Raw genomic sequence first — 15,743 nt, forward strand, 5'->3', positions numbered from 1 at the left:
GGGTCTTTGAGGGGTGGGTCAGCGCACGGCGGGTAGCTGGACGTCGACCCGCAGGCCGCCGTCCTCGCCCGGGCGGGCGGCGATGATGCCGTCGTGCGCCTGGGTGATCGAGCGGGCGATGGCCAGGCCGAGCCCGGCCCCGCCGCCCTGGTTGGTCCGGTCCCGGGCCAGGCGCCGGAAGGGTTCGAAGAGACCGGCGACCGCCTCGCCCGGGACGGTCTGGCCGGTGTTGGCGACGGTCAGCGCCGGGTCCCCACCGACGGTGACGGTGAGCCGGCCACCCGGCCGGTTGTACTTGATCCCGTTCTCCACGAGGTTGCCGACCAGGCGCTCCAGGAGCACCCGCTCGCCGGGCACGACCCGGGGCGCCAGCTGGCTCTCCACGGTCACCCCGGCCTCGGCCGCCCGGTCCGCGTACGCGGCCAGGACGGTGGTGACGATCTCGTCGAGGCGCTGCGGGGTGGAGGAGCGCAGCCCCTGGTCGCTCTCGCTGAGCGCGAGCAGGCCCTCGATGAGCCGCTCGTTGCGTTCGTTGGTCGCCAGCAGCTGGGCCGTGAGCAGGTCGAGCTGCTCGGCGGTGAGCGACTGGGCCATGCCGACCTCGATGAGCGTCCGCTGGACCGCGAGCGGCGTACGCAGCTCGTGGGAGGCGTTCGCGGCGAACCGCCGCTGCCCCTCGTAGCCCGCCGTGACCCGGTCCATCATGTCGTCGATGGCGCGGGAGAGCCGGGCCAGCTCGTCGCGCCCGCCACGCCGGATCCGGTGACCGAGGTTCTGCGGCCCGAGGTCGGCGATCGGGTCGGCGAGGTCGCGCACCGGGCGCAGGCACCAGCGGGCCGCCCCCCAGACCGCGAGCACGCCGGCCAGCAAGACCAGCAGCTCGATCAGCCCGGGCAGCACCGGGATCAGCGGGCGGACGGGCTCGCACACCACGCCGACGGTCTGCAGGTCGCAGAACGCCTGTGCCCGCCACCACACCCCGGCGAGCAGCTGCTTGCCGAGGCCGGGCAGCCAGTATCCGCCGAGCAGGGCGAGCGCCCCGACCAGCAGGACCCGACGGCGGGGGCTCACGCCGGGTCGCCGATCCGGTAGCCGGCCTTCGGCACGGTGTGGATGACGGACGGCTGGCCGAGCTTCTTGCGCAGCGTCATCACGGTGACCCGCACCGCGTTGGTGAACGGGTCGGCGAACTCGTCCCAGGCCTGTTCCAGCAGCTCCTCGGCGCTGACCACGCCGCCGCCGGCGCGCATGAGCACGTGCAGGACGGCGAACTCCTTGGGGCTCAGGCCGAGCGGCCGCCCGTCCCGGGTGACCGTGTGCCGGGCCACGTCGAGCACCACCCCGTGCCGCTCCAGAACCGGTGGCACCGCCGGGGCGGACCGCCGGCCCAGCGCCTGCACCCGGGCCACCAGCTCGGCGAAGGCGAACGGCTTGGTCAGGTAGTCGTCGGCGCCCAGCCCGAGGCCGGCCACCCGGTCCCGGATGCCGGCGGCGGCGGTGAGCAGCAGCACCCGGGTGCCGGCGTCGGACCCGGCGAGGCTGCGGCACACCTCGTCGCCGGTGGCGCCGGGCATGTCCCGGTCCAGCACGGCCACGTCATACCGGTTGACGCCGATCCGCTCCAGCGCGCCGTCGCCGTCGTAGCAGACGTCGACAGCCATCGAGAACCGACGCAGCCCCTCGGCGACCGTGTCCGCCAGCAACCGCTCGTCGTCCGCCACCAACACCCGCACCGCTGTCCGCTCCCCCGTGCTCCTCGGCCGTCCCGCATACGGTCCCAGGCAGGAGATAAGGGTTCCGTAAGCGCCGCCGGAGCAATCCTCCACGTCGGCGGGCACACACGGATCCCCCTCGCGCTCTCTGGGGCGTTCGTCCCGGCCGGAGGGGCCACCGGCGGCTACGGTGTGGGCCGGATCACTCCGGACGCCGGATCCCGAGGGTGCTCCGGGCCGGGAGCAGGCCGGTGGCCACGACCGCCCGGGTGACCGGGGCGACGAGCTGGGCGAACCGGCCGACCGCCGGCCCGAGCGCCCGCCACGGCGCGGCGGCCAGCTCGTCCGTCCGCCGCTCCACCTCGTCGCGGAGCCGACGTCCCGCGTCGGTGGCCGTCCCGTCGCCGTCGACCAGGCCCCGGGCGGCCAGCCGGTCCCGGGCGGCGTTCCACTCCTCGGCGGTCCAGCGGCGGCTGGCGAAGACCTCGACCGGGGCGGCGCCGACCGCGGCGAAGGAGACCAACGACTCGGCCGGGTCCAGCCCGGCGGTGCGCAGCGCGGCGATGTGGCCGTCGCCGCGGTGCTCGCGCAGGATCGTGACCGCCTGCCAGAGCGCCAGGTGCGGCGCGTCCGGCCAGGGCAGGTCGGCGTTGGCGGCGGCGAGCGGACGGCCGGCCAGGTCGGCGGCGCGCACCGCGCGGCGGGCCAGGGTGGCGGCCTCGGCCAGTTCGGCCGACTCGACCCGGTCGCCGAGCAGGGCGCGGAGCGCCCGGTCCACCCCGGACAGCCGGGCGGCGAGCACCTTGGCCGGGTCGGCGGTGGCCCAGACGGCCGGCACGTACTCGGCGACCATCCGGGGGCTGAAGCTGTAGAAGGTGGCAGCGACCAGGTTCGGGCCGGCCGCGCCGAGCGGGGCGCTGCGCAGCGCGAAGTAGCCGGGCCAGCGCTCCCCGGTGGGCAGGCCGAGCGCGGCGGCCTCCTCGGTCAGCTCGGGCGCGTAGTAGACCAGCGCGTGCAGGGGCTCGATCAGCTGCCACATCTTCCGGACCGTCGCCAGTTCCATCTCGACCTCCCGATCGCATCTTGTCGGTGTCAAGTTTGTAAGCGGCAACGGAACTTGTCAATGGCAAGTTCCGGGGCGGCTTGGCGATCGGTGGTGAGCTGGGTCACGATGGGCGCGAGGAGGTCGCCGATGGCTGACCCGTGGCTCGCCCTGGAATTCGGCGCCGATCCGGCGGAGCGGATCGCGCAGGTCGGCGCCGCCCACGAAGCGTTCCTCACCGCCGGCACCACCACCGGCCGGGTCCGCGACGTGGTCCGCCGGTCGTGGGAGCGGTCCGCGCTGCTCGACCCCGAGGCCACCGCCCCGGTCGACCTCACCGACGGCGCGCTGGCGAGCTACCGGGCCGCCCACCCACTGGCCCGCGTGCTGCCCCTCTTCCGCGACCTGCTCGGCGGCATCGCGCAGGACGGCGCCCACCTCATGGCGGTCTGCGACGCGGACGGGCGGCTGCTCTGGGTGGAAGGGCACCCGGGGGTGCTCCGGCACGCCGAGCGGATGAACTTCGTGCCCGGCGCCCGCTGGGACGAGGCCCACGCCGGCACCAACGCGCCCGGCACCGCCCTGGCCGTCGACCACAGCGTGCAGATCTTCGCCACCGAGCACTTCGTCCGGCCGGTGCAGCGGTGGACCTGCGCCGCCGCCCCGATCCACGACCCGGCCACCGGCCGGCTGCTCGGCGCGATCGACATCACCGGCGGGGACCACCTGGCCACCCCGCAGAGCCTGGCCCTGGTCCGGGCCACCGCCCGGGCCGCCGAGGCGTTCCTGGCCGGCGCCGCCCCCGCCGACCCCGACGTGCTGCACGTCGCCGCCCTCGGCCGGGACGAGGCGGAGCTGCGCGTGGCCGGCCGCCGGATCCGGCTCGGTCGCCGACACAGCGAGCTGCTGGTGCTGCTCCTCGACCACCCCGAGGGGCGCACCGGGGAACAGCTCGGACTCGACCTCTACGGCGACGACCGGCTGCACCCGGTCACCCTGCGCGCCGAACTGTCCCGGCTGCGCCGGGCGCTCGGCGAGGAACTGCTCGACTCCCGCCCCTACCGGCTGCGGCCGGCCGTGCGCGCGGACTTCCGCACCGTCACCGAACTGCTGGAACACGGCGATCCGGCGGGGGCGCTGCGCGCGTATCCCGGGCCCCTGCTGCCCGGGTCCGACGCGCCGGGAGTGGCGCGACTGCGCCGGCTGGTCGACGGCCAGCTCCGCGCGGCCGTGCTGGCCGCCGCGGACCCGGCGCTGCTCACGGCATGGACCGCGACGCCCGCGGGCGCCGACGACCTCACCGCCTGGCAGGCCCTGGCGCGGGCGTTGCCGCCGGGCGCGCCGCGCCGGCCGCTCGCCCTGGCCCGGGCCCGCCAGCTCGCCGAGGAGTACGACCTTCCGCGCGCAACGTTGCTGCAACGTCGCGGAAACTAACGTCCCCGCCGTCCACCCCTGACGGACGGCGGAGGTACCCATGACGCGCTACGACGCCCCCACCCACTGGCAGTCCCGATACGACCACTTCATCGGCGGCGAGTACGTGAAGCCGCACGGCGGCCGGTACTTCGAGAACCCCACCCCGGTGACCGGGCAGACCTTCTGCGAGGTGGCCCGGGGCACCGCAGAGGACGTGGAGAAGGCCCTCGACGCCGCGCACGGCGCCGCCGACGCCTGGGGCCGCACCTCGGTCGCCGAGCGGTCGCTCATCCTCAACCGGATCGCCGACCGCATGCAGGAGAACCTGGAATCCCTCGCCATCGCCGAGACCTGGGAGAACGGCAAGCCGGTACGCGAGACCCTGGCCGCCGACATCCCGCTGGCCATCGACCACTTCCGCTACTTCGCCGGGGCGATCCGGGCCCAGGAGGGCTCACTCGGCGAGATCGACGACGATACGGTGGCGTACCACTTCCACGAGCCGCTCGGTGTGGTCGGGCAGATCATCCCGTGGAACTTCCCGATCCTCATGGCGGTCTGGAAGCTCGCCCCGGCGCTCGCCGCCGGCAACGCCGTGGTGCTCAAGCCCGCCGAGCAGACCCCGGCCTCGATCCACTACCTGCTCTCGCTGGTCGCCGACCTGCTCCCGCCGGGCGTGGTCAACGTGGTCAACGGCTTCGGCGTCGAGGCGGGCAAGCCCCTGGCCTCCTCGCCCCGGGTGGCGAAGGTGGCGTTCACCGGCGAGACCACCACCGGGCGGCTGATCATGCAGTACGCCAGCGAGAACATCAAACCCGTCACCCTGGAGCTGGGCGGCAAGAGCCCGAACATCTTCTTCGACGACGTCAGCGCCGCCTCCGACGACTTCCGGGACAAGGCCCTTGAGGGCTTCACCATGTTCGCCCTCAACCAGGGCGAGGTCTGCACCTGCCCGTCCCGGGCGCTGATCCAGCAGGGTCACTACTCCGACTTCCTGGCCGCCGCCGTCGCCCGGACGCAGCAGGTCACGCAGGGGCACCCGCTGGACACCGACACGATGATCGGGGCGCAGGCGTCCAACGACCAGCTGGAGAAAATCCTTTCCTACCTGGACATCGGCCGGCAGGAGGGCGCGAAGGTGCTCACCGGCGGCGAGCGGGCCGACCTCGGCGGCGAGCTGTCCGGCGGGTACTACGTGCAGCCCACGATCTTCGAGGGCGACAACTCGATGCGGATCTTCCAGGAGGAGATCTTCGGTCCCGTCGTCTCGGTGACGTCCTTCGCCGACCTCGACGACGCCGTGAAGATCGCCAACGACACCCTGTACGGCCTCGGAGCCGGCGTGTGGACGCGGGACATGAACACCGCGTACCGGGCCGGGCGGGCCATCCAGGCCGGCCGGGTCTGGACCAACTGCTACCACGCCTACCCGGCGCACGCCGCGTTCGGCGGGTACAAGCAGTCCGGCATCGGCCGGGAGAACCACAAGATGATGCTGGAGCACTACCAGCAGACCAAGAACCTGCTGGTCAGCTACTCCCCCCAGAAGCTGGGCTTCTTCTGATGGGTGACCCCGTCACCCTGACGCCCGCGGCGGCCGGACTGATCCGGTCGCTGCGGGCGGCCCACGGCCCGCTGATGTTCCACCAGTCCGGCGGCTGCTGCGACGGCAGCGCCCCGATGTGCTACCCGGCCGGCGAGTTCCGCACCGGCGCCTCCGACGTGCTGCTCGCCTCGCTGGCCGTCGACGGGGTGCCCGAGCCCGTCGAGTTCTGGATGTCCACAGCCCAGTGGAACCTGTGGAAACACACCCGGCTCACGGTCGACGTGGTGCCGGGCCGAGGCAGCGGCTTCTCCCTGGAGGCCCCGGAGGGCGTCCGCTTCCTCATCCGCTCCCACCTGGCCCCCTGACTGTCCGAGATCTTTCAGCGCCATGGCGCCGCGCCGGTGGGATGCTGACGCCGGTCCACATCGGAGCAGCATCCCACCACCCCGCCAGATAGGAGCCCGCGCATGCGCCCGGTCAGACAGCCTCTGCTCGCCGCCGGCCTCGCCACGCTCGCGACCGCCGCCACGCTCGGCCTCGCGCCGGGCACCGCCGGCGCCGCCGCCCCGGCCCCGAAGATCTCCGTCAACTGGTTCGGCGCCGTCGACGTCCACGCGCACACCGCCACCATCGGCGGCCGGTACGCCTGCGGCGCCGAGCGGGGTCTCGCCTACATCGAGGTGCACCTCGGCCAGCGGGTCCGCCGCGAATCGGTCACCGGCTTCGGGTTCGGCGTGATCGGGGCGTGCACCGACGACCGCACCGCGGGCACGTGGACGGCGACCATCCCGGCCGACAGCGGCACCTTCCGTGGCGGGCCCGCCACGGCCACTGCCCGCCTCGTCGTCGAGCCCAACTCGCTCACCGAGACCACCGAGCCGCTCCGCCTCGTCCCGCACTGCCCCCGGCGTTGACCTTCAGGCGATCTGACGGAGATCGTCGCCGTAGTCGAAGATGATGCGCAGCTTCGCGCCGAGTGCGGTCGCGTAGCGGCTCAGGGTCGCCACCTCGTTCACGTCGAGATCGCCGTTCTCGATCTGGCTGACCCGGCCAGGCGTGACCCCCATGAGCTCGGCGACCTGTCGCTGGGTGAGCCCCAGCCGCTTGCGCTCCTCGGCCAGGTGGAAGGCGCTCACCCAGGCCTCGGTCTGGGCCCGCTCCGCCTCGTAGGCCGCGTCGTCCCCGCCGAGTTCGGCACGGACCTCGTCCCAGTCGTAGAACTCCGTCACGACTCCCCCCTTCGCTCGCGCTCATTGTCGAGCCAAGCCTCGTACGCAACCTCCGCCACCGGGATGTTCTGCTGATACCACCGGCTCCAGTTGCCCGCCTTGTTGCCCGCGACCAGGAGCACCGCCTGCGACCACGGGTCGAAGACGAACAACACCCGGATCGCCACGTCACGGCCCGATCGTGGGCGGCCCAACTATAGCTCGGGCTAAACAGCGGGGAGAAGGGTCAGCGGGCGTCGAGGAGGGGCTGGTGCGGATTCCAGGGGTCGCCGCCGGAGGCGTCGCGGCGGCGGCGGGCGATCGCCGACAGCGCCTCCAGCACCACCCGGTTGCCGAGGTACGCGGTGATGTCGGCGTGGTCGTAGGGCGGGGCGACCTCGACCACGTCCACGCCCACCACCGGCAGCTCGTAGCAGACCCGGCGGACCGCGTCGAGGAGCTGCCGGGAGGTGAACCCGCCCGGCTCGGGGGTGCCGGTGCCGGGGGCCATGCCGGGGTCGACCACGTCCACGTCGACGGAGAGGAAGACGCCCTCGCACTCGTCGGTGGCGATAGCGAACGCCTCCGAGAGGCAGGAGTCCAGTCCGCGCGCCACCACCTCGGTCATCTCGTACGAGCGCATCCGCTGCTCGGCCATCCAGGACAGCGTCTCCGGCCCCGGCCAGTAGCCGCGCAGGCCGATCTGGAGGAAGCGGTCGCCGCGTACGGCGCCGGACTCGATGAGCCGGCGCATCGGCTGGCCGTGCCCGTGCAGGGAGCCGAACTCGATGTCCCCGGTGTCGGCGTGCGCGTCGAAGTGCACCAGCGACACCCGGCCGAGCCCGTGATGGCGGGCCACGCCGGTGGCGTCGGGCAGGGCGATGGAGTGGTCGCCGCCGAGCACGATCGGGATGGCCCCGGCGGCGGCGACCGCGTGCACGGCGGTCTCCAGCGAGGCCAGCGAGCGTTCGATGTCGCCGGAGAACATCTCGACGTCGCCCGCGTCGTACACCTTCAGGTCCTGCAGGCCGTCCACGCGCAGCGCGAGGGACGGGCGGGAGCCGTCGTGCGGCAGGTAGCAGGCCTGGCGGATGGCGGACGGGCCGAACCGGGTGCCGGGCCGGTGCGAGGTGCCGCCGTCGAAGGGCGCGCCGACGATCACCACGTCGGCGTCGGCGTAGGTCACGGGCTCCTCCAGCGTGCACGGGGGCACGCCGAGGAAGGTCACGTCGGGGCCGAACATCGGGCCGTAGCGGGTCACCGCTCCTCCATTCCCCACGGCGAGCCGTAGCCGGTGAGCAGGTCGAGGAACGGCACCGGGGGCAGCGCCTCCGGGCCGAGCACGCCGACGCCGGACCACGCCCCGGTGGCCAGCAGCTCCAGGGCCACGACCGGGTTGACGGCGGTCTGCCAGACCACCGCCTGGTGACCGTACTCCGCCATCGACCACTCGTTGTCGACCACGTGGTAGAGGTAGACCCGCCGCGGCCGGCCGTCCGGCCCGGTGCCGGTCACGTACGTGCCGGCGCAGGTCTTGCCACGCATCCGGTCGCCGAGCGTGGCCGGGTCGGGCAGGCAGGCGGCCACGACGTCGCGGGGCGAGACCTGCGTGCCCCGCACGCTGACCTGCGCGGTCGAGTCCAGGCCGAGCTTGTGCAGGGTCTTCAGCACCTCGATGAACTCGTCGCCGAGGCCGTACTTGAAGGTGACCCGCTTCGCCTTGACCCAGCGCGGGATGAGCAGCACCTCCTCGTGCTCCACGTTGACGCACTCGACCGGGCCGATCCCCTCGGGGAACTCGAACACCTCGGGCTCGGAGAACGGCGGGGTGGTGTACCAGCCCCGGTCGGCCTCCCAGACCACCGGCGGGTTCAGGCACTCCTCGATGGTGGTCCAGATGGAGAACGAGGGAGCGAAGTCGTAGCCGTCGACGGTGAGGTTCGCGCCGTCGCGTACCCCGATCTCGTCGATCTCGGTGAACAGTTCGTCGGCGGCGTAGCGGGCGAAGACGTCGGAGAGGCCGGGTTCGACGCCGATGCCGCAGAGCGCCAGCCGCCCGGCGGCCGACCACTGGTCGGCGAGAGCGAACTGCTCGTCGCCGAGCTTCACCCCGGTCTCGGCGTGCGGCGCGTCCGGGTGCGGCCGGGACAGCGACATGGCCATGTCGAGGTAGTCGGCCCCGGCGGCGAACGCGCCGTCGAAGATCGGCATGACGAAGCGCGGGTCGACCGCGTTCAGCACGTGGGTGATCCGGTGCTCCCGGCAGAGCGCGGCGACCGCCTCGGCCGAGGAGGCGTCGACGGTCGCGGCGACGAACCGGTCACCGTGGCCGGCGACCGCCCGCGCGGCGCGGGCGGGGTCGTGGTCGGCGACCACCACGGTCTCGAAGAAGGAACGGCGGGCGGCGATGGATACGGCGGCGGAGCCGACGCCACCGGCGCCGACGAGGAGGATACGCATCAGGAGTCGAACCCCAGTCCAAGACGATCGAGAGTACGGAGCCAGAGGTTGCGCCGCCCCTCCCGCGCGTCGGCGCGGGCGAGCGACCAGCGGGTGAGGTTGATGCCGGTGGCCCTGATCGGCTCCGGCGGGAACGGCAGCGGCTTGCGGCGGACCAGGTCGAGCCGGGTCAGCGGGGTGTCCTCCCCGCCCAGCAGGTCGAGCATCACCCGCGCCCCGAACCGGGTCGCCCCGACGCCCAGCCCGGTGAACCCGGCCGCGTACGCCAGCCGCCCCTCGTAGGCGGTGCCGAAGAACGCGCAGAACCGGGTGCAGGTGTCGATGACGCCACCCCAGCGGTGGCTGAAGCGCAGCCCTTCCAGCTGGGGGAAGGTCGTGAAGAAGTGCGACGCCAGCGCCGTGAAGGTGGCTTCGCGCTGCTCCAGTTCCGGGGCCATCCGGTTGCCGTAGTGGTAGACGGCGTCGTAGCCGCCGAACAGGATCCGGCCGTCGGCGGTGATCCGGTAGTAGTGGAACTGGTTGCCGGTGTCGGCCAGCCCCTGCCGGTTGCGCCAGCCGATGGCGTCGCGCTGGGCGGGCGTCAGCGGCTCGGTCATCAGCGCGTAGTCGTAGACCGGCACCAGCCAGGCGCGCAGCCGGCGCAGCAGCGGCGGGAACGCGTTGGTGGCGAGCACCACCTGCCGGGCCCGGACCGCGCCGGGCGCGCCGTCCGGGCCGCCGGCCGTGGCCGCGCGCAGCGCGCCGCCGTCGCGGGCCAGCCCGGTGACCCGGGTGTGCTCGTGGATGCGGACGCCCAGGTCGAGGGCGGCACGGCGCAGCCCCCAGGCCAGCTTCGCCGGGTCGAGCAGGGCCACCCGGTCCCGGTCCCACATCCCACCGAGGTACGTCGGGGAGGCGACCTCGGCGCGTACCTCGTCGCGGTCGAGCAGCCGGACGTCGTGGCCGTACCGGCGGGCCAGCTCGGCGTCCTCCGCCAGCCCGGCGAGCTGGTACGGCTCGACGGCCACGGCCAGCTCGCCGGTGCGCTCGAAGTCGCAGTCGACGCCGTGCTTCACGACGGTGTCGGCGATGGCGTCGAGGTTCTCCCGGCCGAGCCGTTCCAGCTCGTCGATCTCGCCGGGCCACCGCTCGGCGCCGTTGGCGAGGCCGTGGGTGAGCGACGCGGCACAGAACCCGCCGTTGCGTCCGGAGGCCGCCCACCCGCAGGTGCCCGCCTCGACCAGGAGCACGTCCCGGTCCGGGTCGGCCTCCTTGGCGAGCAGGGCGGTCCAGAGGCCGGAGTAGCCGCCGCCGACCACCAGCAGGTCGGCGTCGTGGACGCCGGCCAGCGGCGGCAGCGGATCCGGGCGTTCCGGCCGGTCGAGCCAGTACGGGACGGGCGCGGCGTCGGCCAGCGCCCGGCCGGTATGCGGGAGTTTCATGACGCGCTCTTGGGGGCCCCGACGGCGGCGACGGGAGCCGCGAGGGCGGCGCGCCGGGCCCGGCGGCCGCGCAGCGAGCTGGCGCCGACCAGCAGCAGCGCGATCGCGAACATGGCCGTGCCGATGACGTTGACCTGCGGCGGGATGCCCCGCTGGGCGGCGCCCCAGACGTACATGGGGAAGGTGACCGTGGTGCCGGCGTTGAAGTTCGTGATGATGAAGTCGTCGAAGCTGAGCGAGAAGGCCAGCAGCGCGGCGGCCACGATGCCGGGCAGCACCAGGGGCAGGGTGATCCGCCGGAAGGTCTGCCACTCGCTGGCGTAGAGGTCCATGGCGGCCTCCTCCAGCCGCCGGTCCATGCCGGCGAGCCGGGCCTTCACGGTGACCACCACGAACGAGACGCAGAACATCACGTGCGCGATGACGATGGTCCAGAAGCCCTGCGGCACCCCGGCGGCCACGAAGAGGGCGAGCAGCGAGGTGCCCATCACCAGCTCCGGGGTGGCCATCGGCAGGAAGATCAGGCCGTTGATCCCGGACCGGCCGCGGAAGCCGTGCCGGACCAGTGCGAACGCCATGAGCGTGCCGAGAATGGTGGAGACCACCGTGGCGATCAGGCCGATCTCCATGCTGCGCACCACCGCGTCGCACATGTCGGAGGTGGCGCAGGGGTGGGTCCAGTTGTCCAGCGTGAACTCGTTGAAGTCGTAGGACAGCCGGCTGGACGGCCGGTTGAAGGAGAGTCCGGCGACCACGAGGATCGGCAGCGAGAGGTAGCCGAGGACGAGCAGTGCCACGCCCATCACCCACCGGTCGGCGAGCCACCGACGCATCAGAGCACCTCCTCCGTGCCGGCCTTGCGCAGGTAGACGAAGACGATCGCGAGGATCGCGGCCATGAGCAGGAACGACAGCGCCGCGCCCTGCGGGTAGTCCAGCCGGACCAGGAACGCCGAGTCGATGACGTTGCCGATCATGTACTCGTTGGGCGTGCCGAGCAGTTCGGCGTTGATGTAGTCGCCGGTGGCCGGGATGAAGAAGAGCAGCGTGCCGGCGATCAGCCCGGGCATCGACAGCGGCAGGGTGATCCTCCGGAAGGCGCGCAGCGGGCTCGCGTACAGGTCGCTCGCCGCCTCCAGCAGCCGCGGGTCGAGCCGCTCCAGGCTCGCGTACAGCGGCAGCACCAGGAAGGGCAGGAAGTTGTACGTCAGGCCGAGCACCACCGCGATCGGCGTGGCCAGCAGCCGGCCGTCCGCCCCGAGCAGGTGCACCTCGCGCAGCAGCCCGACCACCCAGCCGTTGTCCGACAGGATGGTCTTCCAGGCCAGGGTGCGCACCAGGAAGCTGGTGAACATCGGCGCGACCACGGCCACCAGCAGCAGGTTCTTCCACCGGCCGGCCTTCTGCGCGATCGCGTACGCCAGCGGGTAGCCCATGAGCAGCGCCAGCACCAATGCGATGGCCGAGTAGAGGAACGACCGGGCGAACTGCGGCCAGTACGCCTGCAACGCGACCCAGTAGTTGCCGACCTCCCCGGTCATGGCGTAGCCGGTGGAGAGCGACCCGCTCGGGTCGTAGAGGCTCGCCGCGGCGAGTTGGAGCAGCGGCAGGACGAAGAAGACCAGCAGCCAGGCGGCGCCGGGCAGCAGCAGGAGGTACGGCAGCAGCCTGTTCCTCCCCCGCCGGGGCCCCGGCGGCGCGGCCGGCTGCCCCGACGAGGTGGGTACGTGGGCCAGGGCGCTCATGACAGCGCACCCACCGGCGGCTCGTCGAGCAGCGGGCTGGTCTGGTCGTCCTCACCGGCCGCCCTGGGCAGCAGGAAGGCGTGCCGCGGGTCCCAGTGCGCGGCCACCGGCGCGCCGACGGGCAGCCGCCCGCCGACCCCGCTGTTCGCCGCGAACGCGGACAGCTCGCTGCCCCATGCCGTACGCACCAGGTACTGCGTGCTCACCCCGACGTACGAGGCGTCGCTGACCACGCCGCCGAGGTGCTGGTGGCCGGCGGGCACCTGGTCGGGGCCGCCGACCAGGTGCAGCTTCTCGGGACGTACCCCGAGGAAGACCGGCCCGTGTTCGGCCCGGGCCCGGCCGGCGGGCACCGCGAAGCGCGCGCCGTGCGCCGTGACCAGCACGTCGTGGCCGCTGCGGCCGGCGGCCTCGCCGGCCAGCAGGTTGGACTGGCCGAGGAAGTTCGCCACGAACGCGGTGGCCGGGTACTCGTAGAGGTCGGCGGGGGCGCCGAGCTGCTCGATCCGGCCGGCGTTCATCACCGCGACCGTGTCGGCCATGGTCATGGCCTCCTCCTGGTCGTGGGTGACGTGCACGAAGGTGATGCCGACCTCGGTCTGGATCCGCTTCAGCTCGATCTGCATCTGCCGGCGCAGCTTGAGGTCGAGCGCGCCGAGCGGCTCGTCCAGCAGCAGCACCTGCGGGTGGTTGATGAGCGCCCGGGCCAGCGCAACGCGCTGCTGCTGGCCGCCGGAGAGCTGGGCCGGCTTGCGCCGGCCGTAGCCTTCGAGCTGCACCAGCGAGAGCATCCGCTCGACCTGGTCGGTCACCTTGCGGATGCCCCTCCGGCGCAGCCCGAAGGCCACGTTCTCGTGGATGTCGAGGTGCGGGAAGAGCGCGTAACTCTGGAACACGGTGTTCACCGGCCGCTTGTACGGCCGCAGCCCGGCGATGTCCCGGTCGCCGAGCAGCACCTGCCCGCTGGTCGGTTCCTCCAGCCCGGCGATCATCCGCAGGGTGGTGGTCTTGCCGCAGCCGGACGCCCCGAGCAGGGCGAAGAACGAGCCCTGCGGGATGGTGAGGCTGAGGTCGTCCACCGCGGTGAAGACGCCGAACCGCTTGGTCAGGTTGGCCAGGCGCAGATCGCCGGCCGGTGTCTCGTGTCCCATGTGCCTCACGCCCCGATGACCTGCTGGAACTTGGCCTCGTACTCCTTCTCCCGCTTCTCGTCCAGGGCCATGAAGACCTTGGACTTCGACAGCATCGCCTCGTCGGGGAAGATGAGGGTGTTCGCGGCCAGCTCCGGGTCGATCTTCTCCATCTCGGCCTGCGCGCCCTTGACCGGGCAGATGTAGTTGACGTACGCGGCGAGCTGCGCGGCGACCGCCGGGTCGTAGTAGTAGTTGATCAGCTCTTCGGCGTTGGCCCGGTGGGTCGCCTTGTTCGGCACGAGCATGTTGTCCGACCACAGCATCACGCCCGAATCGGGCACCACGAACTTGATCTTCTCGTCCTCGAAGCCGAGCTGGATCACGTCGCCGGACCAGCCGATGCAGGCGGCGATGTCGCCCTTGGCCAGGTCGGGGGCGTAGTCGTTGCCGGTGAACTTGCGGATCTGCTTGGAGTCCACGGCCTTCTTCAGCTTGTTCAACGCGTCGTCGAACTGCGCCGTGGTGAAGTTCGCCGGGTCGTGCCCGTTGGACTGAAGCAGAAGGCCCATGGTGTCCCGCATCTCCGACAGCGCGGTCACCTTGCCCTTGAGGTCGGGGCGGGTGAGCAGCTCGTCGACGGTGCGGATCTCCTTGGTCACCTTGGCGTTGTACGCGAGCCCGGCCAGCCCGGACTGCCACGGGATGGCGAGCTGGTTGTCGCTGTCGAAGGAGCGGTTGCGCAGCGAGGGCAGCAGGTTCGCCTCGACGTTGGGCAGCTTGGCCTTGTCCAGCTTCTGGATCCAGCCGAGCCGGATCATCCGGGCCGCCATCCAGTCGGTGAGGACCATGATGTCGCGACCGGTGGTCTGGCAGCCGGCCAGCTGGTTCTGCACCTTGCCGAAGAACTCGTTGTTGTCGTTGACGTCCTCGGTGTAGGTCACCTGGATGCCGGACTTCTTGATGAACTCGTCCAGCGTGGGGCGCTTGGACTCGTCCTTCTCGTCGACGTCCATGTACTGCGGCCAGTTCGAGAAGGCCAACTTCTTCTCCGTGGCGGAGAGGTCGTCGCTCTTGCAACCGGCCTCGGTCTGCTGTGCACCCTTCGTGCCGCAGCCGGCCAGCGTGCCCGCCGTGGCGAGCAGGGCGGCCGAGCCGAGGGTCCCGGTGAGCAGACCACGCCGCGTGAGGTGCCGGTGGGGACTACGCATGTGACGACTCCTAGGGGGGTCATCGTCGGCGGCGGGACGGGGGTGGCGCGCCGGCGGGAGGGTCAATGGCGATGGACGACTGATCCTGACATGAGGTGACCTCCCTTACAAGGGATTCCGTTGCGGGATTAGCCAAGGACCACGAAATACGCCAGACTGCGCCGGGGCACTACGCTCAGCACGAGGATTCGGACATGGGGAGCGGACGATGGCCAACCGGCAACTGGAGAACGGCAACGGCAGCCGTCGCGTCACGGTGCGTGAAGGTGCCAGTCACGCTCTGCTCGATGACGTCGCCAAGCAGATCATCGAGCAGCTCCAGGAGGACGGGCGGCGTCCGTACGCGACCATCGGCAAGGCGGTCGGCCTCTCCGAGGCGGCGGTGCGCCAGCGGGTGCAGCGCCTGCTCGACGCCGGGGTCATGCAGATCGTGGCGGTGACCGATCCGCTCCAGCTCGGCTTCCCCCGCCAGGCCATGATCGGCCTGCGCACCGACGGCGACCTGGAGCGGGTGGCCGACCGTCTCGCCGAGTTCGAGGAGATCGACTACGTGGTGATCACCGCCGGGTCGTTCGACCTGCTGGCCGAGGTGGTCTGCCGCAACGACGAGCACCTGCTGGAGATCCTCCAGAAGCTGCGCGGGGTCTCCGGCGTGGTCTCCACCGAGGCGTTCGTCTACCTCAAGCTGCGCAAGCAGACCTACACCTGGGGCACCGCCTGATGCGGATTCCGTTGCGGTGACAAACGTCGCTCGCTGAATCCGTTGCCATCCGCCCCACACACTTGCGTTATCAGCATCGGCTGTGGGATAACCGTGGGCAGAGCGGCCGGAGTCACCCCTGACCGGCCCGAG

At 72.1% G+C, this 15,743-nt stretch carries 17 protein-coding genes; 5 read left to right on the plus strand and 12 right to left on the minus strand.

Annotation, left to right across the window (positions count from 1 at the left end):
- Nucleotides 1-18 precede the first annotated feature (18 nt).
- From NLX85_RS06890 to NLX85_RS06900, 3 genes are all read right to left on the minus strand, one after another.
- On the minus strand, nt 19-1,071 hold the full coding sequence (locus tag NLX85_RS06890) for a HAMP domain-containing sensor histidine kinase (protein WP_254332403.1): 1,053 nt from the start codon (nt 1,069-1,071) through the stop codon (nt 19-21).
- On the minus strand, nt 1,068-1,733 hold the full coding sequence (locus NLX85_RS06895; protein WP_254332405.1) for a response regulator transcription factor: 666 nt from the start codon (nt 1,731-1,733) through the stop codon (nt 1,068-1,070). Before NLX85_RS06895 ends, NLX85_RS06890 begins: the two co-directional genes overlap by 4 nt.
- Nucleotides 1,734-1,914: 181 nt before the next feature.
- Nucleotides 1,915-2,775, minus strand: a complete 861-nt coding sequence (locus NLX85_RS06900) for a hypothetical protein (RefSeq protein ID WP_254332407.1) — start codon at nt 2,773-2,775, stop codon at nt 1,915-1,917.
- Nucleotides 2,776-2,904: 129 nt separating this feature from the next.
- On the opposite strand from NLX85_RS06900, the gene NLX85_RS06905 reads away from it, so the two are divergent.
- The 4 genes from NLX85_RS06905 to NLX85_RS06920 all read left to right on the plus strand — a co-directional run bounded on the left by NLX85_RS06905 (nt 2,905) and on the right by NLX85_RS06920 (nt 6,630).
- Nucleotides 2,905-4,188, plus strand: coding sequence for a GAF domain-containing protein (locus NLX85_RS06905; RefSeq protein WP_254332409.1), 1,284 nt, complete (start codon nt 2,905-2,907; stop codon nt 4,186-4,188).
- A 40-nt stretch (nt 4,189-4,228) separates the two neighbouring features.
- Nucleotides 4,229-5,734: an aldehyde dehydrogenase gene (gene adh, locus NLX85_RS06910; protein WP_254332411.1), complete on the plus strand. Its 1,506-nt coding sequence runs from the start codon at nt 4,229-4,231 to the stop codon at nt 5,732-5,734.
- Nucleotides 5,734-6,081: a DUF779 domain-containing protein gene (locus tag NLX85_RS06915; protein ID WP_254332413.1), complete on the plus strand. Its 348-nt coding sequence runs from the start codon at nt 5,734-5,736 to the stop codon at nt 6,079-6,081. The genes adh and NLX85_RS06915 overlap by 1 nt, the downstream gene beginning before the upstream one ends.
- A gap of 102 nt (nt 6,082-6,183) precedes the next feature.
- Nucleotides 6,184-6,630 carry a hypothetical protein gene (locus tag NLX85_RS06920; protein WP_254332416.1) on the plus strand — a complete coding sequence of 149 codons (447 nt, stop codon included), beginning with the start codon at nt 6,184-6,186 and terminating at the stop codon, nt 6,628-6,630.
- Nucleotides 6,631-6,633: 3 nt separating this feature from the next.
- On the opposite strand, the gene NLX85_RS06925 is transcribed toward NLX85_RS06920, so the two are convergent.
- From NLX85_RS06925 to NLX85_RS06965, 9 genes are read right to left on the minus strand one after another with little or no spacing between them, the layout of a single operon-like run.
- Nucleotides 6,634-6,945 (minus strand): helix-turn-helix domain-containing protein, encoded by a 312-nt coding sequence (locus NLX85_RS06925; protein ID WP_254332418.1) that lies wholly within the window; start codon nt 6,943-6,945, stop codon nt 6,634-6,636.
- Nucleotides 6,942-7,112, minus strand: a complete 171-nt coding sequence (locus tag NLX85_RS06930; protein WP_254332420.1) for a type II toxin-antitoxin system RelE/ParE family toxin — start codon at nt 7,110-7,112, stop codon at nt 6,942-6,944. Before NLX85_RS06930 ends, NLX85_RS06925 begins: the two co-directional genes overlap by 4 nt.
- Before the next feature lie 59 nt (nt 7,113-7,171).
- Nucleotides 7,172-8,185: an agmatinase gene (gene speB / locus NLX85_RS06935; protein WP_254332427.1), complete on the minus strand. Its 1,014-nt coding sequence runs from the start codon at nt 8,183-8,185 to the stop codon at nt 7,172-7,174.
- Nucleotides 8,182-9,384: a saccharopine dehydrogenase family protein gene (locus NLX85_RS06940; protein WP_254332429.1), complete on the minus strand. Its 1,203-nt coding sequence runs from the start codon at nt 9,382-9,384 to the stop codon at nt 8,182-8,184. The genes speB and NLX85_RS06940 overlap by 4 nt, the downstream gene beginning before the upstream one ends.
- Nucleotides 9,384-10,805 (minus strand): FAD-binding oxidoreductase, encoded by a 1,422-nt coding sequence (locus NLX85_RS06945; protein ID WP_254332431.1) that lies wholly within the window; start codon nt 10,803-10,805, stop codon nt 9,384-9,386. The genes NLX85_RS06940 and NLX85_RS06945 overlap by 1 nt, the downstream gene beginning before the upstream one ends.
- Nucleotides 10,802-11,638, minus strand: coding sequence for an ABC transporter permease (locus tag NLX85_RS06950; protein WP_254332433.1), 837 nt, complete (start codon nt 11,636-11,638; stop codon nt 10,802-10,804). The genes NLX85_RS06945 and NLX85_RS06950 overlap by 4 nt, the downstream gene beginning before the upstream one ends.
- Entirely contained in the window at nt 11,638-12,549 is a 912-nt protein-coding gene (locus NLX85_RS06955; protein WP_254332434.1) for an ABC transporter permease, read from the minus strand. Before NLX85_RS06955 ends, NLX85_RS06950 begins: the two co-directional genes overlap by 1 nt.
- On the minus strand, nt 12,546-13,700 hold the full coding sequence (locus tag NLX85_RS06960; protein WP_254332436.1) for an ABC transporter ATP-binding protein: 1,155 nt from the start codon (nt 13,698-13,700) through the stop codon (nt 12,546-12,548). Before NLX85_RS06960 ends, NLX85_RS06955 begins: the two co-directional genes overlap by 4 nt.
- 5 nt (nt 13,701-13,705) lie before the next feature.
- Nucleotides 13,706-14,890: a PotD/PotF family extracellular solute-binding protein gene (locus NLX85_RS06965; RefSeq protein WP_254332438.1), complete on the minus strand. Its 1,185-nt coding sequence runs from the start codon at nt 14,888-14,890 to the stop codon at nt 13,706-13,708.
- Nucleotides 14,891-15,098: 208 nt separating this feature from the next.
- On the opposite strand from NLX85_RS06965, the gene NLX85_RS06970 reads away from it, so the two are divergent.
- The gene (locus NLX85_RS06970; RefSeq protein WP_254332440.1) at nt 15,099-15,611 is read left to right on the plus strand and encodes an Lrp/AsnC family transcriptional regulator; all 513 of its coding nucleotides are present in this window, start codon (nt 15,099-15,101) and stop codon (nt 15,609-15,611) included.
- Nucleotides 15,612-15,743 lie beyond the last annotated feature (132 nt).

Origin of the sequence: Micromonospora sp. A3M-1-15, from assembly GCF_024213425.1 — a bacterium.
In the GTDB taxonomy this organism is placed as follows: Bacteria; Actinomycetota; Actinomycetes; order Mycobacteriales; family Micromonosporaceae; genus Micromonospora; species Micromonospora chersina.